This window comes from Halomonas alkaliantarctica (assembly GCF_029854215.1).
Taxonomy (GTDB): domain Bacteria; phylum Pseudomonadota; class Gammaproteobacteria; order Pseudomonadales; family Halomonadaceae; genus Vreelandella; species Vreelandella alkaliantarctica_A.
The window spans coordinates 2,847,583-2,871,014 of the sequence record NZ_CP122961.1; the positions used below are offsets into that span (position 1 = coordinate 2,847,583).

Consider the following 23,432-nt stretch of genomic DNA (forward strand, 5'->3'; position numbering starts at 1 on the left):
CTATCTAGAAAGAACAACAAAAGTGAAGAAAGAAGCCCAAGAGCAAGCTATCAGAGCACCCGATAAAGTAGACCTGAGATATTCTGCGTTTGTACCATCTGGGATTTTTCTTACAAGCTTTGCTAGGACAGACCAACTGGGCTGAGGAGTCATTTTACGAATTATACCTTCAGCTATAGTCATTGCTACCGCTGCGGCTAGAACACTTAAAAAAACTGCTAACCACAGAAAAAAATCATGCTCTGAATCATCAAAGTAAAAACTAGAGATCGTAAGCATACCCCCTGCCGTAAGCATTAAAAACTTTACAGCGAACTTTAAGTAATCAATTTTCATTTTCTTACTTTCAATTGTTTCGTATTGCATAAAAGCTCCTCAAAAAAATATTTTCATCTTAAAACATGATTATCATAAATAAGAATTTAGAATAATCATGTTTTAATTAAGTAAATTAATGACTTTTTTAGTAACCATTCCGTATCTAAAACAAACGTCCGACCCATCCTCTCTCGCGAGCTACTCTACACCGGTATCACCTGTGCCCGCGACCGGCCACGGTGGTGGAAGTTAAGCGTGGGTTGTTGGATGAGGGAGGTTGTGAGGGTTAGTGGGTAGAGCATTTGAAAAATTAGCTTTATTTTCAACTAATCAACTGAAGAAAATCAGTTGAGTTTAGCGAAGTATCGAACAAGTAATTGACTACAAGAACACCCATATTTTAATCTCTGCCCCATAAATCAACTGTTTTAGCGTCGAAAATGCGCACCTTTACCATGAAGAGGTGCTCTATTTCTTCTATATGCTTTTTGTCTGCCTCTGAGTAGACGCCAATGTATACACTAACTAGCTTAGGGAATTCTTTGCGCCCTTTTTTAGCCGCGCGGTTGATAGCTTCAACAATGTGCCTATCATACTCGCCAAAATTGAAACCAAAAGTCACAAGAGTTCCTGTAATTTCACTTAGTTTATCAAAGCAAAAGGATAAATAATGATTATGCATAATATGGGTAAGCTTCTCATCCCCACTACCTGCGGTAACGAAAATTGGATACTCTCCTCTTTCCATGCGAGTACTGATTTTTTGCAACAAATACGCTGATTCTGAATACTCCTCTTTGACAATCTCGGAGCCAGCATCAAAGAAAGGCAATGCTCCGTGAACATAAAACACATTTTGGCGCTTTTTGTTTCTACCCCAAAATAACTCGGACCATTCAAAATCATCACGATCCATTCCAGGCTCATAGTTAAGGATTTCTCGTCCACAACCATCAACATGGTTAACTATCTCTGATCGCATTAATATCCAATATAAAAGCAAATCATAATTTGTTGAAAAAACTGAACCACCTCTTGATAAAAACAAGTTCAAAAATTTTGCACAAGCTTTCGCTTCATCTTCAGGAACTTTAAAAACATGCTCTGGATGAAGAGATCGGACTGCGTCCAACAAACTAACTTTTAGCTTTTCACTTGCTATTTTTATTTTATTTTTAATATCTTGGCCACCGTCAAAAGCACCAATTAATGCAGTTAAACTATCTAAATTTTGCATTATTAGCTCAAAATTCTTAGTTTCAATAACATTAAGAATTTTTGATAAATCCTCATCTTCCATTTTTTCAATAAAACTATGTAAGGCGTTGTAAGAAAATATATCAGGGTCGTACGCCATACTAAAACCGTTACCTAACAGTAAATGAAAATCCCTATCGCGATTCTTAATCCGAGATAAGAGAACATCATTAAAATTTTCGATTTTCATTGCTATTTAACCCCCTTTTTCTATCGAACCGTTATATATCAGAGAGCGCAATCATAGTAAATTTTATGTGCATAGTTAAGAGTTCTATTAAGCCTCATCACGGGTATACGTTAACGACCATACACATATAAGCACATTCATATATAGTGTAGCGATCAATCCTCTCAAATAACAAAAACTTTTTACTTAACAAATTCGTCAAAAAAATTGGAACATGCATCTACACGCGACAAATAACCTAGTGCTGTATCTGCGTTTAAGACATTGCTGTATTTTGCTCACCAATAGCGTTTATTAAAATAATATATTTAAACTTTATAACTTAAAGAAAACCCATTCAGCTTAATTTAAAAAAAATAACTAACAACTCAAAACTACTCATACAATCTTTCAACCAAATTATATCTATTCATATCAATCATACAATATGATGAATTAATGGTATCTATTAAATCAAAAACTTGGCTTTCAACATTATAAAAATCGATTCTAGACAAACGATTGAGTTGAATTCCTGCGCAACTCAAAATATCTATCATATTAGTTTGATGATGTGTGTATCTATAACCCCCTTCCGCTTTTCGAATTTTCAAATTATTTGAAAATTCTATTTGCTTATTAACCCTTTTCAAAAAATCATAATAATCATTTGATATTGTGAAAATACCTACTGATGATTCATTAAAAATGAGATTGTACCACTTCAATGCATCAAATGATTTACCACTAAGAAGATCTCGCTTATAGACTTCGGATGAAACGTATTCCCTAAATATATTCAAGTGCGCTATATGATTGCTTGTAGCAAAAGCCTTTTTACTAGTTACATAATTGCTAACGGCAACTCCTAAAGTTCCAAGTGTGAAAATACCAGCCAAAGAGGCACCTGTTATTTTAAGTATAATAAAAACAAATTCAAAGCTATCAGCAAAGTTACCTATGCATGAACTACTAAGACAGAAGGATAGCTTATAGGCTTCAATTTCATAGAAAGTCCAAAGAAAAACAATTACTGAAGAAATAAAACCAAAAACTATTATAAAAATACAAACAACTGTTATAAAAAGAAACTCACCTTTCATCAGAGGGTGATTTTTAATCTTAACACTCAAATCTTTCAAAAATCAGCCCTCCATCTTTGGAATAATCTTATGCAATTTCTTCCTTAAAATGGCTGCAATATTTGGATAGCTTCTCTGTACAACATTTAATCGTTCATGAGCCAAATAAAATCTTTTTACATGCCAGATTCCACTTTTTCCCTCTTTGCAATCCTGCTCTAGCCTGCTAATCATACTCTTGACTCTAAGAACGTCCTTTTTTGATGGCAAAGGTAAAATACTATTAAGTTTCCGAGATAAACGTTCATGCTGAGAGTGTCCAACTCTTGCTAGTTTATTTACCCGCCCCATACATTTATTAAAATCATGCCGGTAAGCGTGAGTTTGTCTATAATTTTTTTCTTTAGACATTCTCTCCAAACTATTTACTGAAGCACGAATTCTGCCGACTTCATTGGCTGGCAACCTAGGAGTTTTAAAAGAAACTCGCAACCCATGGACAGTCAAAGGCTCAGAGCTTGCATAACTAATCTTTTTCTTATCCAGATTTATAGGAAAATCTTTTGAATGAAGCATTTCTTCGACTATTCTTAAAGCAAAATCGAAATTATTATTGTTTTTTTTTGAAGATATAGTTATGTCGTCAACATACCTTGTATATTGCATACCTTTACGGTTCAATCTTTTGACAATATTATTTTCAACATCATGTAGACTTAAGCAAGCTAAATAACTGGAAGTCAAAGCTCCCTGGGGCAAAAAACCATCTTTAGTACAAATATTAGCTAATAGCTCTGAAACGTCATCTGAATACTTTAATACTTTTTTAAAAACGTCCAAAACTATATCATAACTAATGTTGTCAAAAAAATTTTCTATATCTAATTGTAACAACGAGCGTGCCTCACAATGAACCGTGGCACATGCAATATAGTCTCTTGGTATTTTCACTCCATCAAAGAAATGACTCGGAATAGAACCATAAAGAAAATGAGGCCAAACGATTATGTTCGGATCAGAAAAAATCCTGACATTTATTCTTCGTTGCAGTTTTCTGACAAATTTATTAGGGTTATAAACAATTCTAACATCCCCGTTTTTCTTTAATATTTCCTTTACTTGGTATTTTGATTCATCTGGCATTTCTGAAACTTGTAACAACATATCTTCAGAGACATCTAGAGATTTTGCTAAGTTTTTAATGCTCGCTATGGATCCAGCAGCAACTTTAAAGTCATTCATTATTTATATTCTTTAAATAAGTGTGGGATGCACCAACTCATACTATAGAGTCCAGAAAGAAAATGTTGCTTTCACTGACGCAACACACTAACAACTGCCATTCTTTCTTAGTGCACCCCACCGTCACAAGGTGGTCCAGGTCAGGATCCCACCGTCCCGGGGCCTCCCTCGCATGCCCATTCAAAAGAATGAGCGCTCGAAATAACGAGCTTTTTTAGTGTTTTAGCGCGTCAGTTGTAGCAAATAAGCGGATCGCTTATGCACAAAAAAGACTACATAAAAGATGAAATACAGTCAAATTATATTTTATTCTAAAAAAGAATTTACCTCTAATAAGGCATTTTTTTCTTTGTTACTTTCAGATTACCAGCTGATTTTGTTGAAACTCATATTCAGTACATTGAACTTTAGGCTACTATAGATGGCCAAGGACATACCTCATTACCACCCTACCACTGCTATCTTCTAATGCAAAAACTCTTTCTGGGGTAGCGATGTTTTGAGTATCAGAGACAAGAAACTATCAAGAAAACGCTTCACAGCAGCGAGGCGATGTATACAGAAAGATGTTGGTGTCGCTTCTGCTAAACAAATGCGGTCTGTTGAAAGCTCTCTCTTGCAGTCACACCAGCATGCCAAGCCTGAATCGGCGGATACTCTTCTTTCCAGTTCAGCTCAGGCAGGCTGAACGCTAGATAATCCAGCGCTACCGCAATGGCAATTTCGCCCAGGTTGATGGATGAAGCCTGCTGTTTTTCAGCAAGCTCACTGTTCAACTGATTAAACAACCCCATGAATGGCTCGCGAACGCCGCTGCCCCAGCTCGCTCTCGTCAATCTCGTTGCCATAATGTTTTCTAGCGATCACGGTCGTGAACGCGGCATCCATCAGGTTTTGGCCCAGCCCCGCCAGGTGCAGCACTTCCGCCAGATTGGCTGCTGGCAGCATTGGCGGGTTGGGGCTTACGCTATCCAGGGAAACAGCAATCAGCATTGATTAGCTAAGCGTAGTGCCCTCCTCTGTTACCAGCGCAGGAATACGCCCGTCGGGGTTGGCTTTTAATAGATCGGCATCGTCTGCCCAGAGGTCGTGCCACTTAAAGGACTAACTCACCTCCCACCACTCAAGCACCTGCGGCTCGATGTGGCCGGTGGCCGGAAGCTGGCCGGTACGCGCGAAGTCGGCCCATAGGGCGCGCATAGATTTGCCGTGTTCAAGCAGCGTGGCTTCGTCCACACCTTTTACCAAATCGGCATGTTGCCAGCCGGATGGCTCGCCCAGTAGCAGCGGCAGGTCGATCGTGTGGGCGGCGCCAAACGGGTAGCGGCCTTTGCACCAGTCCAGCCGATACAGGTAAGCGGGCCCACCCGCCTGCGCATGGCGGCGGGCAAACTTATGCGCATCGCGTATGTAGACCTTGCGTGTGGTGACGGCCACCATCGCTTTACTGAGCGCCTCCCCTACCAAGGGTGTGTTACGCAGCCGCATCAGGCTCGGGGATATCACAACAAACAGCGTGTTCTCTTCTGCGGTATAGCCCATAAACAGGTCAATTTTTGCGGCGGCGCGGCGCCAGGCCGCATCGGCCTCGGCCTCAGTGGGCAGCGGGTAATGGCCGTACTGGGTGCCAAACGGCATGGCCGCTTTTAGACCAAAGCCACGGGCGGCTTCCGCCACTTGGGTCTGTCGGCGCAAAACCTCATCAAGCGGTGCATCGTCGTTTAGCGTGGCAGCCTGTTGGCTCATCTTGGCGTACATGTTCGCCCGGCCTCGGCTAATGCCCAACGGCGCGCTCTGAATAATGGCGCGCTGGAACAGCCCCTCGGTGCCTTCGGCAATCATCAGATGCGCTGCCGCGTCGCCCCCTGCGGACTGGCCAAACAGGGTGACATTGGTGGGGTCACCGCCCATGGCCGCGATATTGGTGTTCACCCAGCGCAGCGCCGAGATCATGTCGAGCAGGCCTAAATTGGCAGGCCGATTGGCGTAGCCGCCCAGAAAGCCTAACAGGCCAAGCCGGTACGTCACCGCCACTACGATCACGTCTTGCTCAAGCGCCAGCGGGCGTACGTCGAACACCGGGAGATCCCCAGCACCAAACACGTAAGAACCACCGTGTATCCAGACCATAACGGGCCGAGGCGTTGGCGAGGGATTTTCCGGCAGGGTGACCGATAAATGTAACGCGCCCTCGCAGGGGGAGAACGCTTGGGCGCTAATCCCCAGCACAGCGTTTAGCTCGGGAATGAGGTTTTGCGGCGCGCAAGGCGACCACGCGGTGGCCTGGATAGGCGCGGTTGAGGGCAACTCATCTTTTGGGGCGCAAAAGCGCTGGGTGCGGGCATAGCGAATGCCCGTGGCGCGGATAACGCCTCGATCCCGCCAGCCGATGATCTCTCCGGCGGGGGTGGTAAAGCGCGGAGCATCGTGGTCGTTTAGCTCATCACGGTCATTTAAATCAACGTAGCGCATACCGCTCCTTGGGTTCCTAGCATGAAATAAGTGCAGCAACGCTGCTACGTGCCAACAATGCCTGATACACCATCGGCCAGCCATAAGCTCAGGCCACCGGGTATCAATGATGTCGCAGAGCCAGGGCATTAAACGCATCGTTATCCGGCAGGGAAAGTCCCAGCAGAACGCCTATAGAACACGACACTCGAACGATCCACTATGAGGGATTAGACCATTGATTGTTCGTATATTGTGGCATTAGATACTCTGCCCATTTAGGTCTATGGTTAATTCGTATTAGGAAGGAAGGCTTACACTAAGATACTGCTGGTTTCGCTCTATTTTCGCTCTGTCAGTTTGTAGTTGAATAAATACCCACCTTTAATATGTGCGTCATCAGGCGTACGTTATGGAGATAAAGGCTGGTAGCTAGCTTGGTGGTTTATGTGTTGACGTAGATACACCGACATTAGGTTGCGATGTCGCTTGCTGGGTAGCGTCACAAAAATAATGGGGAGTTAGTAATAATGCCTAGCCAAGAGGGAAGCACATCGAATATAGATGCCAAGGAGCTTTACCACCAAATTTACAGAACGACCACTGGCTATATTGGCTGGACAGTCATCGCTATCAGCACGCTAGTGTTGTTGTCATGGGCCTTTGATATAGAGGCTGGCAAACACATACTGCCTCACTTCGATTCAATGAAAGTCAATACGGCACTGTGCTTTCTCGCCAGCGGCATCATTTTACGGCTTGCCTCTCAGCCCGTTATCACCCGCGCTAAACATTCAGTGGTCGCTCTGCTCGCTGCTTTTATATTAATGGTTTCAGGGCTTACGCTTTTAGAATATGCGTTGAACTGGGCGATAGGTATCGACAACGTTTTTATCATGGATAAGGCCACGCCAGCTGAGAACTGGCCGGGTCGGATGTCGGTTGGTACGGCCATTTGCTTCTGCTTGATAGGTATTGGGTGGCTAACCACGATAGTCCCCGTACGCTACTCCTCCCTAATGCTGCAGATCGTTGCACTGATAACCATCGCCATCAGTGGTTCGGCGTTAGTCGGCTATTTATTTGGCGTTCAAAAGTTTCGGTTGTCTGTTTTTTCGACGATGGCCCTTCACACGTCAATTCTATTCGCGCTTTGTAGTGTCGGCATGCTTCTAGCCCGCCCTGGCAAAGGCCTGATGAGTTCTGCGGCCAGTGCCTATATCGGCGGTCGCTCTTTACGCCGCTTGCTGCCCTATATCGTGTTAACGCCGCTACTGACCTCTTGGCTGAGTATGCAGGGTGTCGCCGCTGGCTACTATACCGATGCGTTTGGTTTCGCGCTGAGCAGCATGTCCAGCATTATGGTGCTTGTTCTTGTTGGTTGGCTTGGGGCGGCTGCGCTCAACTACGAGGAGGAACGCTTTCGCTCGACGCTCGACAGCGCCCCTGTTGCGACCCTCATGGTCGACGAGAATGGCATCATCCAAATGGCGAATCAGTTGGCACGATCGCTTTTTCGCTATCAGGCCCACCAGCTAGTGGGGCAGCCAATAGAAACGTTGATACCAAAGCGGTTGCATCAGAACTATTCTGGGTTTCGCCGACAGTACATCAATGACCCTAAACAGCGAATGAAGGTGGCAGGTAGCGATCTGTTTGCCTTGCGTCAGGATGGAACCGAGTTTCCTGCTGAAATCTCGCTCAATCCAGTCAAAACGGCGGAAGCACGCTTTTTGATGGCGGCGGTTGTCGACATTACCGAACGTATCCAGGCTGAGCAGAAAATTCTGCGCCTGAATCGTACACACAAAGTATTAAGCGGCATCAATACCCTAATTGTAAGAGCCCAGAGTCGTGACGTTCTATGCGAGGAAGCCACGCGCATTACGGTGAAAGAAGGCGAGCTTTTTGCCGCCATGGTCGTGGAATACGATCATGAAGCAGGACGCTGCAAAGTTTTGCATGTACACGCTGCCCACAAAGCGATAGAAACTCGACAGTTTTCCGAATTTGAAACAGACACGATTCGCGAATGCCTGAAGAAGCATTGCGCCGTGGTGCACAACGACCTGAGAGCGCAACCTCACGACGCTCAGTTAACGGATTTAATAGAGCTCGACATACAGGCCATGGCGGCATTACCACTGACGCTTCCGCAGGAATCGAAGAAATCGGCATTCGTGCTTTTCCGGCACGAGCCGTTTGCCTTTGATCAAACTGAAATGACGCTTTTGCAAGAGGTGGCAGGCGATATATCGTTCGCGATGACTACTCTGGAAAAGAGCCAGCGGCTTGAGTACTTAACGCATTTCGACAATGTTACCGATTTGCCGAACCGCTTGCTTCTCACCGACCGGCTGCTTCAAGCAATGCACCAGGTCGATAAACTCCAGGATGTTCTGAGTATTTTGTATGTGGACATCGACCGCTTTAAGCAGGTTAACGAGAGCCTTGGACTTTCGGGTGGTGACGAAGTGCTTCGTCAGGTAGCGCACCGTATACGGGCGTGTATTAGCAAGGCCGATACGATATCCCGCTGGGGTGGCGATGAATTTATTGTCTTGCTGCCGGGTCAAAGTGCTGCAGAAGTGACGGCCATTGCTAACTGTATTACTGACGAATTGCAGTCGGTAATCACCCTGGACAATGGTCAGGAGTTGTTTATCTCCTGCAGCATGGGGATTGCAGAATATCCACATAGTGGTAGGGATATGGACGTGCTGATCAACGGCGCCAGGAGCGCAATGGCCGCTATTAAAGCGCATGGCGGTAACAACTATCAGCACTTCGTGCCTGGCAGCAAGGACGCTCACCGTGATGGTCTAGCGTTGGAAACCTCATTGCGACATGCGCTGGCACAAGATCAGTTCCAATTGTTCTATCAGCCTCAGATCGACATCACTTCCAGAAAGGTAATCGGGCTGGAGGCCCTGATACGCTGGAAGCATCCCACACAAGGCATGATCGCACCTGATAGCTTTATCCCGTTGGCGGAGAAGACAGGGCTGATCATACCCATCGGGGAATGGGTGCTGCGCGAGGCATGCCGCCAAGCAGTCGCTACCCCGGGTCTGAAAATGGCGGTGAACCTGTCTGCACGACAGTTCCACCAGGATAATCTTGTCGCTGTCATACAACAGATATTGATAGAAACCGGTATGTCACCGGCCGACTTGGAACTAGAAATCACCGAAAGCGCGCTGATCTACAATGTCGAGTCGGCCATTACCACGATGGAAGAACTGATAGGCTTGGGCGTTAGTATTTCTCTAGACGATTTTGGTACCGGCTATTCCAGTTTGAGCTACTTGAAACGCTTTCCTATCGATACTCTCAAAATCGACAAGTCTTTCATTTCCGAAGTGGCCACGAACCCAGGCAGTGAGATCATCGTCAATACGATCATTGCGATGGCTCACAGATTAAAATTAAAGGTGATTGCTGAAGGTGTAGAAACGGAGGAGCAATTGGCAATGCTCCATGAGCGCGGTTGTGACCAAGCTCAGGGGTATCTGTTTTCTCGTCCACTACCCTATCAAGAGGCCATCAATGCAGTACGGCGTTGATCGTATGAATCGCTATTCATAGCAGCCGCGGTACCCACCGTTACTGATCACGTAGGCGAGCCTGTTGTTGGCTCAGTCTATGAGCTGCTCGCTCAACGCTGCGAGGTCTGCAGCCACAAAGTCCCATGCTTCTTCTGCTTCTAAATCTTTGCTCTGCTGGGGGCCATACTCTGTGCGCCGGGGTATAAACGCCGTTTTCATTCCCAATGCACGGGCAGCACCCAGGTCATAATTATGCGCCGCGCATAGCATCACTTCTTCTGGCGGCAGGCGCAGCAGGTGGCAAGCCCCTAAATAGACCTCAGCGTCCGGCTTATAGTGCTGGAACAGCTCGGCACAAAACACCATATCCCAGGGCAGTTTGGCGTGACGGGCCACGTCCACCATTAGCGATAAATTGCCGTTGGTCAGCGTGCCGATAATATAGTGCTCTTTTAAGCGCTGCAGGCCGTTCTGAACATCCGGCCAGGGCTCTAATTGGTGCCAAAAGTGATTGATGCGATCAATGGTCGCCTCGCCCAGCGCTATCCCATGTTGATTGAGTAGTTTGACGAGGCTTTCTCGGTGTAGATCATCCAACCCCATCCAGGGAATGTCGCCTTGGCGTACCCTATTCATGGAAGGGGCATACTGATGGCGCCATTGATCAGTCAATACGTCACTGGGCAGTTCAATCCCCAGCTCTTTCTCTAGCTCATTGAACTGATGAATCAAACTGGATCGCCAATCAACAATAGTGCCAAATACGTCAAACACGATCGCTTTCATTACTTTCTCCTTGCCGCTGGATGGTCATTAATAGCCCCAATAACGTCATGGCGATCAGCAAACTCCAACCGAGCATAAAGCTGCCACTGATATCTAACAGCCACCCAAGGAGTGGGGGTATCGATACAATCGCCAGTTGGTTAATCGCCATAGCCAGCCCGAGCACAAAGCCGGTTTTATCAGCAGGTGCAGACTCAGCCACATACGCCACCCAAGGGCCGTACCAGCCAAAACCAAAAAAGCCCAGCCAGGCCATCAAACCGCCCAGCATGAGGGTTGAGTGTAGCGGCAGCCAAACCAATACCAGCAGCCCTACTATCACCGCCACCATGCACACCATGACCGGAAAATAGCGCGAGCGACAGCGATCACTCCAGGCAGCCAACAAAACACGCCCGGCAACACCGGCCCCCTGGACTACGAATAGCAACGTCGCCGCTTGCAGTACCTCCATCTGCAAACGGCTATGCAGATAGAGCACGGTAAAAATCAAAATGCCGTACTGAACCGAGATCAAACTAATCCCAGACGCCATGATCTGTTTCATGGCCGGTTCACGAATCATCGCCAACCGCGATAAAACGACTTTTTTTACGCTATCTTCAGAAGCCCTTGTAACCGGCACCACGCCACCAGGGGCACGGTAAAAAAGCATAAAGACCAACGCCCCAAAGATCGCAATCAGTCCACCCACCAGAAAAGAAGCGCGCCACCCCCAGGTGATAGCGACAGTTGGCAGTATGATCGCGGCCAGCGCCCCGCCCAGCGGCAAGCCTGCCTGACGAATTCCCATGGCAAAGCCGCGCTGGGATTTGTCAAACCAAGCGGCTACTGACTTGCTACCGCCAGGCTGGGCAGTACTGTAGCCGGCCCCTACGATGACCAAGAAAAGCAGCATGGCCCAGTAACTCTCAGCCAGCACGGCAGCGCTAAGTGCACTGCCCACAATGAGGGTTCCCACTCCCACCACCAAACGCTCACTGAACCTGTCCAGCAACTCGCCGGCAACTAACAGGCCGATTAAAGGCACCAGTTGAGCAGCAGAGACCAGCGTCCCAATCTGAAAGGCAGAGAGCGCCATATCTGCCTGTATATAAACGCTGATGGCGCCGATGCCTTGCACGAAAAAGCAGGCTGCAGCTTGAGCCAGGGTGGCTATGAGTAGAATGACCCAGCGGTAGTTTTGAGCAGACGTCATCGGCAGCAGCTTCGTCATAGCGGTTCTCAGAACATTGAGCCTTTCCTTAGCATTACCCATTTCTTAGCGCTAAACCATGACGATATCGCAACGCCTGTTGCCAAATCAGCAAGCACCGCGACTTTTTTGGCTAGTGGCTACCGGATAAAAGAAACGAAAAAGGTGGGTACGACATGAATGATGACTTCTGTGGCTTGGTTTAGGCTGCTTATGATACTGAGCCTTAGTATCCTTGGCGAATGCCTCACGCCAGCCCAGTAAAGGAAGCGCCAGGATGAGCAAATTTGATTGAAGCGCCATTATATAGTGCTTAGTCTGCCTGGCTAAACGTTGTGATTATCTCCATTCACAAACGAATAGAGCAGAATATCGGATCGATAGGCCCACCCCTGGTTGGCCCAGAAGGTCTGAGCGGCTTCGTTATCGGGAAGAATCATCAGGTGGGATTTTTGGATGCCTTCGCTCTTCAGCGCTTCCAGGCAGAGGTCTACCAACCGCGTGGCGATGCCTAACCGGCGATGAGAATCCGCCACCGACAAGTGCTGAACATAGCCGCGCTTGCCATCGTGGCCCGCCATGATCGTTCCCACCAGCTCTTCTTCTCTATCTCCTTCGCCTTCTACTTCTGCCACAAAGCTCAGGCCGGGGTTGCGCAGCAGGTACTTCTCGATGCCTTCCCGTGAATCGGTATCGCGCAGGCGCACGCCTTCGCTTTCGCTCCACAGGTCAATGGCAGCTTCGTAGTCGTTGATGGTCATGGTGCGGTAGTGCATCAGGAGGCTCTCATTGGGTAGCGGCATCGTCTTGTTCGTTCTGCTCTTCAGAGTGGTTGAAGTGATCCTTTTGCTCGGCCCATTTCAGCAAACCATCCAATGCCGGGCAGAGCGTTTGCCCCCAGTCGGTCAGGCGGTACTCCACTTTCGGCGGCACCTGGGGATAGACTTTGCGGGCCACGATGCCATCCGCTTCCAACTGGCGCAGCTGTTGGGCCAGCATTTTCTGGGAGATGTCAGGAATGAGTTTTTCAAAATCGGAGTAGCGCTGCACTTTTCCATCGAAGAGATGAAAGAGAATGATGAGCTTCCAGCGCCCTTCCAGCATTTTTAATACATTTTCCACATCGCTTGCGGCGGTAGCGGGCGTATAAATCTTTCTCATGGGTAAGCCACTTACCTTTTTGTGCGTTCTTGTTAACGCGTCAGTCTAGGCAGAAGATTCTCGCATATTAACCCCTGCGAGAGATGACCATCATGAGTTTGTCACTACCAGACGCTATCACCACTTACTTCAGCATTAGCAACGGGGCAGATGATAGCCACCTTGGCGACTGCTTTACCCACGATGCCTGCGTGTTTGATGAGGGGGAGACGCACCGCGGGCGAACCGCTATTCAAGCCTGGCTGCGCGCTACCCGTGCCAAGATTGAGTACCGCGTCGAGCCGGCCAGCGTTTCTCAACAAGACAACACCCTGGTGGTGACTGCCACCGTGACTGGCAACTTCCCCGGCAGCCCGGTGCAACTCGATCACACTTTCAAGCTTGCCGAATCGCAAATCCAGTCATTGAAGATCCACTAATGAACCTGAACTTGAGCGGACGACGTGTATTGATCACCGGTGGCAGCAAAGGGGTTGGCGCGGCCGTGGTGTCACTCTTTCGCGAGGAAGGCGCGCAGGTGCTGACCACCGCCCGTACTCGCCCCGCCGACCTGCCTGATGTGCTGTTTGTCGCCGCAGACCTGACGACGGTCGAAGGTTGTACCACGGTGGCCGATACTGTCAACGAACGTTTGGGCGGCGTGGATATCATCGTTCATGTACTGGGTGGCTCATCCGCGCCCGGCGGCGGCTTCGCGGCTCTTGGGGAGGAAGAGTGGCAGCGCGAGCTCGACATCAACCTGTTTCCCGCCGTGCGGCTGGATCGCGCCCATGAGGCAGGCACCGATTACGCAGGCGGCAAGCAACTCATCATGGATGCGCTGGGGGGTATCCCGATTGGCCGCCCGTCGAAGCCTGCTGAAGTGGCCAACCTGATTGGGTTTCTAGCATCACCGCTGGCAGCTACTATCACGGGAACGGAGTATGTGATTGATGGTGGAACCGTGCCGGTTGTATGAGAGGAGATATAGTTGGCGATCAAATAGCAGAAGCGCCCCAGCCGGGGCGCTTTTCGTTACTTCAGGCGGTTAGAAGGATGTCCATTTCTCGGTGTCTTGTTTGCCACCAATCACGTGGGTCGACGTGCTTTTGCTAGCCCTAGGCTGGCTGCCACGCGGTTTTGGCGTAGCGGGTAGTGCGCGCTGGTTTTGGCCAGTGGTCGCTCCTCTAAAGAACGAGACTTCCGTTAACAATGCCTCCGCTTGGCTTTGCAGTGAACGCCCTGCCGCACTGGACTCTTCAACCAGGCTGGCATTCTGCTGGGTGACACTGTCCATTTGCGAGACGGCCGTGTTGACTTGTTCAATACCTTGGGACTGCTCTCGGCTGGCGGTGGCAATCTCACCCATCAACACCGTGACACGCTGAACGCCATGAACGATATCTTCGAGCGACTTGCCCGCACGGTTAACCAGACTTGAGCCGTTATCAACTTGGCCGATACTCTCCTCGACGAGCTTTTTGATGTCCTTGGCGGCATCGGCACTGCGCCCTGCCAGGTTGCGGACTTCGTTAGCTACGACCGCAAAGCCACGGCCCTGCTCGCCCGCACGAGCGGCTTCCACCGACGCATTTAGCGCCAGCAAATTGGTCTGGAAGGCGATTTCATCGATCAAGCCCACGATACCGGCAATCTTGCGGCTAGAGGCATTGATTCCCTCCATCGCTGTGACGGCTTGAGCGGCGATCTCACCGCCTGCGTTGGCTTGCTTGCTGACCTCGTACACGAGTTTGTCTGCTTCGGCAGCGTTGTCTGCATTCTGACGCACGGTCGAGGTGATTTCGTCCATTGACGCCGCTGTCTCTTCGATATTTGAGGCCTGCTCCTGAGTACGGCGACTCAGATCGTCGGTTCCTAATACGATTTCGTCAGCGGCAACATTCACGGACTCGGCGTTATTGCGAACGGACATGACCACCTGCGAGAACTTGGTCTCCATGCTCTTTAACGCCCTGAGCATCACACCAAATTCATCCTTGCAGGTGATATTGATCTCGTTATCCAACCTGCCTTCCGCCATGGCGTTGGCAAGTTCTTGCGCCTTGCCCAGCGGGGTCATGATGCCACGAATCAACCATATCGCGAGCAGGATACCGAAGATGACCGCTGCTGCCATAACACCCACAATGAAATTGCGCGTCCAAGCATAGTCACTTAAGGACTGTTGATTATTGACGGCGGCTTGGGTGCTATTACGTTCGATGAGGTTTTGAATCGCCGTGAGCACTTTAGGGTATTCAGCACGTAGCGTGGTGGTGGCAATCACCCTTGCGGCCTCAAAATCATTATCAATCATTACCGCATTAATCTCGTCAATGCCAGCACGCAGGCTGGCCAACGATGCAATGAATTCGCCGGCTATTTCGCGCTCCCTGTCATCGGACACCCGCTCCGGATAATAATCATTCCAGGCAGCGTCGATAATGGCATCGTTCTCAGCGATCTCTTGCTTCGTCGTTATGGCTGATGCAGGGTTCCGATCACGCTGTTCGGCCGTTATTTTCACTCGGTTGCCGAGGAGTGCCTGGTTGATCTGGGTGAGATTACCCAATGTAATTACGTTTCCCTCATAGGTTCGATTGAGGGCATCGTTGGTTTTACTGAGACTGTAGAGACCGATAATACCGACAACGATTAACATCAGGATGCAGGCGCCTAAACTCACGGCAAGGCGCAGTTTGACGCTTCGATTAAGAAATAGCATGGAGTAGGGATCTCATAAAACCCTTAGCGCGCTGCCTTGGGTAGTTGGGAGCAATCGCGTCACCGCTAGCACTCTGGTAGGAGCACGTATAGCTATCAGCAATTGTGGTTGTCAACAGTGTTAGATATCGGCAAACCTAGCGATAAAATAAATTTTTATTCGAAAAATAGCCAATTTCTTACAAGGACGATAGCGAATGTCTTACAAGGACGATAGCGAATGTCTTACATTTTAGGAGCAGCTTCTTATACAACAACAAGCTTGTCGTCTTAGGCGTGCCTGCTTATCCAAGAGCAGATAAGTAGGCACGATGCGGGGCAGAAAAATTAGTACGGTGAGATATTGGCGAGCGTGACTGTCAGCGTAAATAACGGTTTTCGTTTTCTTTTACTTCGTCCATGCGTTGCAGTCTGAAGATTTCTGAAACAGGAACGATCGTGTCATTAACCCTCTCGATGCCACCGTCCTCGATAATCTGCGCAAAGACCTTTTGCATCCCGGTAACGGCAGCACGGATGGCATGATTGCCATAGATAAGAAGGCCGATTTTTCCCAGAGCTTTCGCACGCGTCTCGGTCATCTGCGGATACGCCGTGGGTACGATCACAAGAGGGGCGTGCCCCGTCCATGCGTTGATGAAGTGTTCAATCTCATCAGGCGTTTTTTGCTTGGAGTGGATCAGGATCATGTCTGCGCCAGCTTCCTCATAGGCATAGGCACGCGCTAACGCCTCATCTTCTCCACGCCCGGCAATCAACGCTTCAACACGCGCAATTATCATAAAGTCAGGGTCTTTGCGCGCACTCACCGCCGCTTCAATCTTACCTTGGTGCTCGGCAATGGACACTAGATCCTGACGGCCGTCCGCTATAAGCGAGGTCACTTTCGGGAACATCTTGTCCTCGATCACCACCGCCGCCGCACCCGCCGCTTCGAACTGCTCGACGGTGTATAGAACATTGATGGCGTTGCCGTAACCAGTGTCAATGTCTGCCACAATAGGCAAGTGGGTACGTGCCGCCATTCTACGCATGTTGTCGAGGTGTTCCGTCATCGAGACGAGTGAAACATCTGCCAACCCCATCGCGGCAGAGAGCTCAAAGCCACTTGCCCAGATACCATCAAAACCGGCTTCCTCTACCAGCATGGCAGACAGAGGATCATGCGCGGCCATTACTCTCGCCATGCCACCACTGGAGATGATGTCACGGAGGCTTTTGCTTGTATATCGCATGGTTTACTCCCCTTTAACACCTGTTTTTTCATAAGAAAGCTTATGCACTGCCTCGCTAATCGCGTCACAAGCGGTTGTTAACTCGTCTTCTGAAGCGGCATAGGAAATACGGATAAAACCATCCGCTAAGAACCCCGAGCCCGGCACGACCGCGACACCAGCTTCCTCCAGCAGATACATTGCAAAATCCATGTCAGTTTCAAGGCGCTGGCCATTCGGCGTGTTGCTTCCTAATAATTTTTGGCAGGCCACGAAAACATAGAACGCACCATCGGGTAGGCGGCACTCAAAGCCAGGAATATCATTCAACAGCCCGACCACCAGATCCCTTCGTGCTTCGAATGCATTCCGGAAATTGGTTAAAAAGCTCTGATCCCCTAATAACGCTTCGACAGCAGCGTACTGAGAGATGGCGCTTGTATGCGAGGTGGACTGGCCCTGAACAGTGTTCATTGCTTTGATCAGTTCGAGAGGGCCCGCCGCATAACCGACCCGCCAGCCCGTCATGGCGTAAGCTTTGGATACCCCATTTACCGTCAGAGTACGCGGCGCCAGATCCGGGGCTACTGCGGCCAGGGTGGCAAATTCAGCATCGCCATAAACCAGATGTTCATAGATATCATCAGACAATATCCATACATCAGGATAATCCCGCAGTACCTCAGCTAGCGCCTCCAAGTCTTTACGCGTGTATACAGCCCCTGTCGGGTTCGAAGGAGAGTTGAGCATCAACCACTTGGTACGCGGCGTCAGCGCCTTGCGAAGAACATCGGGTTGCAGAATGAAACTGTCATCGATGTGGGTCGCTAACCCGACGGGAGTACCACCGGCTAGCTTGATCATTTCAGGGTAAGACACCCAGCATGGCGTCGCGAAGGCCACCTCGTCGCCCTTATCCAAACTTGCCATAAGGGCATTGAAAAGAAGCTGCTTGGCACCGCACCCTACCGTAATTTGATCTGCCGTGAAGTTAAGCCCATTCTCACGCTGAAACTTGGTCACAATGGCTTCTCGAAGCGCCTCGATACCGGCCACGGCTGTGTATTTTGTATGACCCGCCTCAATGGCTGCGATGGCGGCTTGTTTAATATTGGCGGGCGTATCGAAATCAGGCTCGCCCTGGCTCAGCGTAATGATGTTTCTACCCTGAGCTCTAAGGTTTGCGGCCAGTGCAGTCATTGCCTTCGTTTGAGAGGGTTTAACAGCTGCCAATTTTGATGAGAGGATTCCCATTCTGTTTCCTTGTTTATTAGGTGTGAGCTAGGCGTATTCCTATCTACAATCCGCACCCTACCGTTCAGCCTCGTGCGTCAGCCCAAAGCTCTAGTAGGTAGTCACGCTGTTCTCCCGCCTCGGCCTCATCGACCTCAATGATGTTGAGGTCCTTCATCAGCGGTAGGCCACTGTTAGCAATGGCATCGTCAAGATCCGCTCGGGAAGGCCGCCGAAAGGTCAGATCGAAGAGCTGTTCCTGTACGTCGTGTGATAGCAACAGGTCGTAAACCTGTTTTGCCTCTTCCGGATTGGGGCCATTTTGGATGAACGCCATGCCCTCGGGCGAAAGGAAGGTACCGTCGGCGGGATAAATCTTTGAGATGTCACTTTGCCCGCCGTGTATATAGCGTTGTGCGGCGTACTCCATTGTCATACCAAGCGGATATTCGCCCTGTGCTACTGCCTTGTAGACACCGCTAGTACTCCCTTGTAACTCGACAATGTCAGCCAGGTTCCTAACCCCTTCTTCGCCATAAAGCTGGTAGATGCCATAAAGCTGCGCATAGGAGGAGCTGGAATTGGCCGGGTCCGCCATGGTTACCTGTCCCGCCCAACGCTCATCCATCAGCGCTTCCCATGTTTGCGGTGGATCGCCATCAAGCACATCAGAATTGACCATGATGACGGTTACGTGGGTATTCGTTCCCGTCCAGGGGGCGTTGTCTGCTTGCAGCGCCGGAAGAAGAGCATCAACCTCGGAAGAATGATAGGCCGTGAACAGGTGGGAAAAACCTGCCAACGTCGAGAAGCCGCTACTCCAGAACAGATCTGCCGCCGGGGCGGATTGTTCTGCCTCAATACGGCGCAATAACGAGCCAGATCCTCCGCCGATGACGTTAATCTTGATGTCTGGTGCCTGCTCAGCAACGGCATCAAGCACGAGTGCAACCGCATCTTCGCTATTAGAGGTATAGAGGTTGACCTCTCCAGCAGCGGCATTAGTTGCTGCTCCCGCTAAGACCATGGTCAAGAGAGTATAAGTAGCAGCGTAGCCTGAGTATTTCATGCGTTTTTCCCCTTCGATTAAGATGAAAAGAGCCTGACTTTCATCACCTTGATCCCAAAGAAGACGGGAACGAGGATAATGATCATGTTGATAACCCCAAAGGCAGATGCCCGGGCCATCAAATCTGAGCTAATGAGACGAAATATCTGGATGGGTAGGGTTTCCTGGCCCGCTTGATAGATCACGACGCTTGCGCTTAGCTCGGCAACGGTAGTGACCCAGGTAAGAATGGCTGCTGCAGCGATACCGGGTGCCATCAGTGGCAAAACGACATTGAAAAAAGTGCGCACGGGCGGCACTCCAAGGCTAACTGACGCCTCTTCAATAGAATTCGAGATGTTATGCAGGTTTGAGGAAGCATTGCGCACGCCAAAGGGCAAGCGCCTTACCGTCATCGCAATGACCATCAGCAGGCCGCCCGTCAGCACGATGGGCCCTGAGTTGAACCCCTGTGCCAGCGCGATCCCCAGCACCGTGCCAGAAATGGTCAGCGGCAGCAGCAGCAGGTAATCCAGCATTGGGCTGAATACACTGCGTTTCTTGACAAGAAGATAAGAGACTAGCGTTGCGAAGCACACACCAAGAGCTGTCGCCATAGAGGCAAACGTAAGGGAATTACCGATAACCGCTAAGTTGAAATCCCAAATCCGGATATAGTGATCAAGTGTGAATTGTCCCCAGTACATAACCGGGCCGCGTGACACGGTAAAGGAACCTATTAGAACTACCAGGGCAGGCATTAGCGACAACACGATAATCAGCCCAGCCCCACTCGAAATCAGTATGGCTTTCCAACCCCGTAACTTAATGCGTGGCGTAGTGCGTCCCGCCACCATTTGGTAGTTCCGCTTGGAGAGATAGCGTTTCTGTAGAAACAAAACACAGGAGACCAGCAGGATCGATACGGTGGCTAGCGTCGATTGCATGGTTGGGTTACCACCCAGTTCACTGATAAAGCTGCGATACGTCATAACCGATAGCAGCGGGACGCGCTGTGCCAAGGCAATGGAAATTGCAAAATTGCCAATGACGAGGGTGAAAACGATCAGACCAGAGGCGAGAACTGCCGGAAGGATTGTAGGAAAAACAACGCGTATATAAGTTGTGAGAGGTGCCGTTCCCAGGCTCTGCCCTGCTTCTTCAAGACTATGGTCGAACCCACGTAAGGCGGCTAGCGCCGCAAGGAAGACGTGAACGTAGTACGTTAGCGTCATCACATAGATGAGCCCAAACCACCCGTAAAAGCGAGGAAAGGGTAACCCAAGCGCTTTAAGCAGGTTGGTTACCAACCCATTGTTACCGAATACCATCACCCAGGATTGGGCGGAGATCAGCTCAGGAATAATCAGGACGGACAGTGGCAATAGCAGCACGATATTACCGAATGGGATGTCGTAGCGTGCCACGACAAACGCGAGAAATACGCCCAGAATCGAACAACTAAGTGTTACCACCAAGCCAAGGATGACCGTGTTCATGAGCGCTTCGAGATACTTTCCGCGAGTCAGAAAGGTTTCGAAGCCATCAAGTGAAAACGTACCGTTATCGCCTATAAAGCTTCGAAAGAGCACTCCCAGAATGGGATAGGCTACGAAAATGGCGAGAAATATCAGCGCTAGTACGCTCAAAAATCCCCATGGAAAGAAACGATTCATGCCGAAGCCTCCGGAACAAAAAGGCATTTCTCACCGATAGAAACAATAACGTTGTCGCCGCGCCCCAATGCACTGGTTTCAGCTTCACCGACTGTTTCGACATGCAAATCCTCACCACTTTTCAAGACGACATGAAAGCTGGTTCGATACCCTTGGAATTGCAGAGAAGCGATGCGCCCTTCCAACTCTCCATCAACTGGTTCACTATTTTTCATTCGAATAGTGATATTTTCAGGGCGGGCAACCATCATGTAGCGGCCATTCTTGGCTACGTCCATGGTACGTCCTGCTACAAGGGTTCCTTGAACACGGTAGCGGTCCATGCCACCTTCCCCATGCGCCAAGAATTCGGCCGGCAATAGGTTTGCCGAACCGACAAAACGTGACACATAGGCCGTTTGGGGGTTGCGATAAACATCAGTAGGTGCGCCACACTGGTCAATGCGGCCATTTTTCATGACCGCGATCTCGTCTGACATGGCGAGCGCTTCTTCTTGATCATGGGTCACGAAAATTGTTGTTGTGCGGGTTTCAAGCTGAAGGGAACGAATGACGTCTCGCATCTGGACGCGAAGTGAGGCATCTAGATTGGAGAGCGGTTCATCCATCAGTAGTACACGTGGCTCAATGACAAGCGCACGCGCGAGCGCAACCCGTTGCCTTTGACCGCCGCTCATTTCTGCTGGCAATCGTGAGCCGAGACCGCTAAGCCCCACTTTTTCTAGATACTCCGGGACTTTGCGCTGGACCTCCTTGCTTGATAATTTACGCGCACGAAGACCGTAGGCAACGTTGTCGAATACGTTTTTATCCGGAAAGAGGGCATAGTCTTGAAACACCATCCCAACGCCCCGGTGGTGCGGTGAAACGCGGGTTATGTCCTCCTTATTAAAATGGACGGCCCCCTGGGTAGGCGATACGAATCCCGCAATAATTCTGAGTAGCGTGGTTTTTCCACAACCGCTCGGGCCGAGCAAAGTAAAGAAGGTGCCGTCAGCAATACGGCGGCTAATACCCTTGAGTACTTCGGCATTACCGTAGGACTTGCGGATATCCTGCAATATAAGTTCAGCCATACATATCTCCCGATAGTGTTCTTTTGATACGAGCTATCTGCTCCCCGTATACCCAGAACCCTATGCTGGAGACGTAGTGTTACACCAGCGAGAACTCCTACCCTATTAGTAAGAATTTCTTACATAAAGGACCATTCCAATAGACAAAGACCCACATTAGCAGGCCTCGTTTTTGGGTTGATGACAGTGCTAGGCAGGAAAATAGTAGCAACGGTCTAAAACACATAGATCGCAGCAGACCAGCAGGCAAAACAATAAGTGATGGTTGAAAGCTTTAGGAATAAAGCTCCCATTCGATATCTTGGGAGATAGGAACATCGGCAATATTCTCACCCATTAGCCACCGGATTAGGCGCTCTATATTATTAACGCCTCGGCTCTTTTTATCGTAAAGGGCATAGAAACCTGAACCGATGATAACGTTTTCAGCAAAAACGTTTATCAGCCGTCCATCGCTGATCTCATCTTCTACAAATACGCGTGGGCAAAGACAGATACCTGCCCCACTCCTGGCTGATGCCAAGCCAAGAAAGATATGGTCGAACACCTGCCCTGCTAATGTCTGGTTAGTAACAATACCCGCTTTGCGAAACCAGTTAGGCCATGCTGATATCCGGCTTTTGGTATGAAGCAGTTTAAAGCGCAGCAAATCGGATGGTGACTCAAGACGTTCACCTTCAAACAGTCTAGGGGCTGCTACCGCGACAGAAACATCATCAAGTATACGAACACACTCCATTCCAGACTTCTTCATCGGGTAACGTCTTATGATCAGGTCACTCTGCTCGTAGGCTTTACTCAACACATCGGTAGTGGATACTTCGGTTTTTACCTCAACGTTTGGAAAGGCTCGTTGAAAGTCTGCGATACGCGGCACTAGCCACTGCACTGAAAAGGTGGGGGTTGAATTCACACTGATGCGGTTGAGAACGTTAGAGCTCGTTAGGTTTTGCGACGCCACCGCGATAATATCCAGGCTCTCCGTTACATCTTTAAGAAAATTCCTCGCCTTCGGCGTTAACTCAATACCGTTGCCTTTCTTCTGGAAAAGCTTCTGATTGAAGTGGTGCTCTAATATTTTTATCTGTTGACTTATCGCGCTATGACTAACGTTCAGTTCGATGGCGGCCTTGGTCACACTCTCATGACGTGCAGCGGCCTCAAAGGCTGCAATGGCTTTCAAAGGGGGCAAGCGCCGCATAGCTTTCGTCTCTTTTTCTAACAATAGAGTCTTTACATTATTCTATTGCAGGCTGTTTTACTCGTCTATCAT

At 49.2% G+C, this 23,432-nt stretch carries 21 protein-coding genes; 3 read left to right on the forward strand and 18 right to left on the reverse strand.

Going from position 1 to position 23,432, the window contains the following annotated elements:
- The 7 genes from QEN58_RS12985 to QEN58_RS13015 all read right to left on the reverse strand — a co-directional run bounded on the left by QEN58_RS12985 (position 1) and on the right by QEN58_RS13015 (position 6,540).
- A complete protein-coding gene (locus QEN58_RS12985; protein WP_280104055.1) occupies positions 1 to 366 on the reverse strand; it encodes a hypothetical protein in 366 nt (121 codons plus the stop codon).
- A gap of 352 nt (positions 367 to 718) precedes the next feature.
- Positions 719 to 1,765 carry a DUF4917 family protein gene (locus QEN58_RS12990; RefSeq protein ID WP_280104056.1) on the reverse strand — a complete coding sequence of 349 codons (1,047 nt, stop codon included), beginning with the start codon at positions 1,763 to 1,765 and terminating at the stop codon, positions 719 to 721.
- Between the two features lie 374 nt (positions 1,766 to 2,139).
- Positions 2,140 to 2,886 (reverse strand): retron Ec48 family effector membrane protein, encoded by a 747-nt coding sequence (locus QEN58_RS12995; RefSeq protein WP_280104057.1) that lies wholly within the window; start codon positions 2,884 to 2,886, stop codon positions 2,140 to 2,142.
- Between the two features lie 3 nt (positions 2,887 to 2,889).
- The gene (locus QEN58_RS13000; RefSeq protein WP_280104058.1) at positions 2,890 to 4,068 is read right to left on the reverse strand and encodes a reverse transcriptase family protein; all 1,179 of its coding nucleotides are present in this window, start codon (positions 4,066 to 4,068) and stop codon (positions 2,890 to 2,892) included.
- A gap of 584 nt (positions 4,069 to 4,652) precedes the next feature.
- Positions 4,653 to 4,862, reverse strand: coding sequence for a glutathione S-transferase C-terminal domain-containing protein (locus QEN58_RS13005; RefSeq protein WP_280104059.1), 210 nt, complete (start codon positions 4,860 to 4,862; stop codon positions 4,653 to 4,655).
- Positions 4,849 to 5,061 (reverse strand): hypothetical protein, encoded by a 213-nt coding sequence (locus QEN58_RS13010; RefSeq protein ID WP_280104060.1) that lies wholly within the window; start codon positions 5,059 to 5,061, stop codon positions 4,849 to 4,851. Before QEN58_RS13010 ends, QEN58_RS13005 begins: the two co-directional genes overlap by 14 nt.
- 111 nt (positions 5,062 to 5,172) lie before the next feature.
- Positions 5,173 to 6,540 (reverse strand): carboxylesterase family protein, encoded by a 1,368-nt coding sequence (locus QEN58_RS13015; protein WP_280104061.1) that lies wholly within the window; start codon positions 6,538 to 6,540, stop codon positions 5,173 to 5,175.
- 509 nt (positions 6,541 to 7,049) lie between these two features.
- Between QEN58_RS13015 and QEN58_RS13020 the strand changes: the two genes are divergently transcribed.
- On the forward strand, positions 7,050 to 10,085 hold the full coding sequence (locus QEN58_RS13020) for a sensor domain-containing protein (protein WP_280104062.1): 3,036 nt from the start codon (positions 7,050 to 7,052) through the stop codon (positions 10,083 to 10,085).
- A 72-nt stretch (positions 10,086 to 10,157) separates the two neighbouring features.
- Here the strand turns inward: QEN58_RS13020 and QEN58_RS13025 are convergent, their stop codons facing one another.
- From QEN58_RS13025 to QEN58_RS13040, 4 genes are all read right to left on the reverse strand, one after another.
- A complete protein-coding gene (locus QEN58_RS13025) occupies positions 10,158 to 10,853 on the reverse strand; it encodes a haloacid dehalogenase type II (protein WP_280104063.1) in 696 nt (231 codons plus the stop codon).
- Positions 10,834 to 12,069, reverse strand: coding sequence for an MFS transporter (locus QEN58_RS13030; protein WP_280104064.1), 1,236 nt, complete (start codon positions 12,067 to 12,069; stop codon positions 10,834 to 10,836). The genes QEN58_RS13025 and QEN58_RS13030 overlap by 20 nt, the downstream gene beginning before the upstream one ends.
- Before the next feature lie 305 nt (positions 12,070 to 12,374).
- Complete coding sequence (locus QEN58_RS13035) at positions 12,375 to 12,851, reverse strand: GNAT family N-acetyltransferase (protein ID WP_280104065.1); 477 nt, start codon at positions 12,849 to 12,851, stop codon at positions 12,375 to 12,377.
- Positions 12,835 to 13,209: a winged helix-turn-helix transcriptional regulator gene (locus QEN58_RS13040; RefSeq protein WP_280104066.1), complete on the reverse strand. Its 375-nt coding sequence runs from the start codon at positions 13,207 to 13,209 to the stop codon at positions 12,835 to 12,837. The genes QEN58_RS13035 and QEN58_RS13040 overlap by 17 nt, the downstream gene beginning before the upstream one ends.
- A 92-nt stretch (positions 13,210 to 13,301) precedes the next feature.
- Between QEN58_RS13040 and QEN58_RS13045 the strand changes: the two genes are divergently transcribed.
- Together QEN58_RS13045 and QEN58_RS13050 are read left to right on the forward strand one after the other, a co-directional pair.
- Positions 13,302 to 13,628, forward strand: coding sequence for a nuclear transport factor 2 family protein (locus QEN58_RS13045; RefSeq protein ID WP_280104067.1), 327 nt, complete (start codon positions 13,302 to 13,304; stop codon positions 13,626 to 13,628).
- A complete protein-coding gene (locus tag QEN58_RS13050; RefSeq protein WP_280104068.1) occupies positions 13,628 to 14,167 on the forward strand; it encodes an SDR family oxidoreductase in 540 nt (179 codons plus the stop codon). Before QEN58_RS13045 ends, QEN58_RS13050 begins: the two co-directional genes overlap by 1 nt.
- 69 nt (positions 14,168 to 14,236) lie before the next feature.
- On the opposite strand, the gene QEN58_RS13055 is transcribed toward QEN58_RS13050, so the two are convergent.
- The 7 genes from QEN58_RS13055 to QEN58_RS13085 form a co-directional block, all read right to left on the reverse strand.
- Entirely contained in the window at positions 14,237 to 15,913 is a 1,677-nt protein-coding gene (locus tag QEN58_RS13055; protein WP_280104069.1) for a methyl-accepting chemotaxis protein, read from the reverse strand.
- 358 nt (positions 15,914 to 16,271) lie between these two features.
- On the reverse strand, positions 16,272 to 17,147 hold the full coding sequence (locus QEN58_RS13060; protein ID WP_280104070.1) for a phosphonopyruvate hydrolase: 876 nt from the start codon (positions 17,145 to 17,147) through the stop codon (positions 16,272 to 16,274).
- A gap of 3 nt (positions 17,148 to 17,150) precedes the next feature.
- A complete protein-coding gene (locus QEN58_RS13065) occupies positions 17,151 to 18,380 on the reverse strand; it encodes a pyridoxal phosphate-dependent aminotransferase (RefSeq protein WP_280104071.1) in 1,230 nt (409 codons plus the stop codon).
- Between the two features lie 64 nt (positions 18,381 to 18,444).
- Positions 18,445 to 19,428 (reverse strand): extracellular solute-binding protein, encoded by a 984-nt coding sequence (locus QEN58_RS13070; protein ID WP_280104072.1) that lies wholly within the window; start codon positions 19,426 to 19,428, stop codon positions 18,445 to 18,447.
- A gap of 17 nt (positions 19,429 to 19,445) precedes the next feature.
- Positions 19,446 to 21,083, reverse strand: coding sequence for an ABC transporter permease (locus tag QEN58_RS13075; protein ID WP_280104073.1), 1,638 nt, complete (start codon positions 21,081 to 21,083; stop codon positions 19,446 to 19,448).
- On the reverse strand, positions 21,080 to 22,159 hold the full coding sequence (locus QEN58_RS13080; protein ID WP_280104074.1) for an ABC transporter ATP-binding protein: 1,080 nt from the start codon (positions 22,157 to 22,159) through the stop codon (positions 21,080 to 21,082). The genes QEN58_RS13075 and QEN58_RS13080 overlap by 4 nt, the downstream gene beginning before the upstream one ends.
- A gap of 274 nt (positions 22,160 to 22,433) precedes the next feature.
- Positions 22,434 to 23,384 carry a LysR substrate-binding domain-containing protein gene (locus QEN58_RS13085; protein ID WP_280104075.1) on the reverse strand — a complete coding sequence of 317 codons (951 nt, stop codon included), beginning with the start codon at positions 23,382 to 23,384 and terminating at the stop codon, positions 22,434 to 22,436.
- Between the last annotated feature and the right edge of the window lie 48 nt (positions 23,385 to 23,432).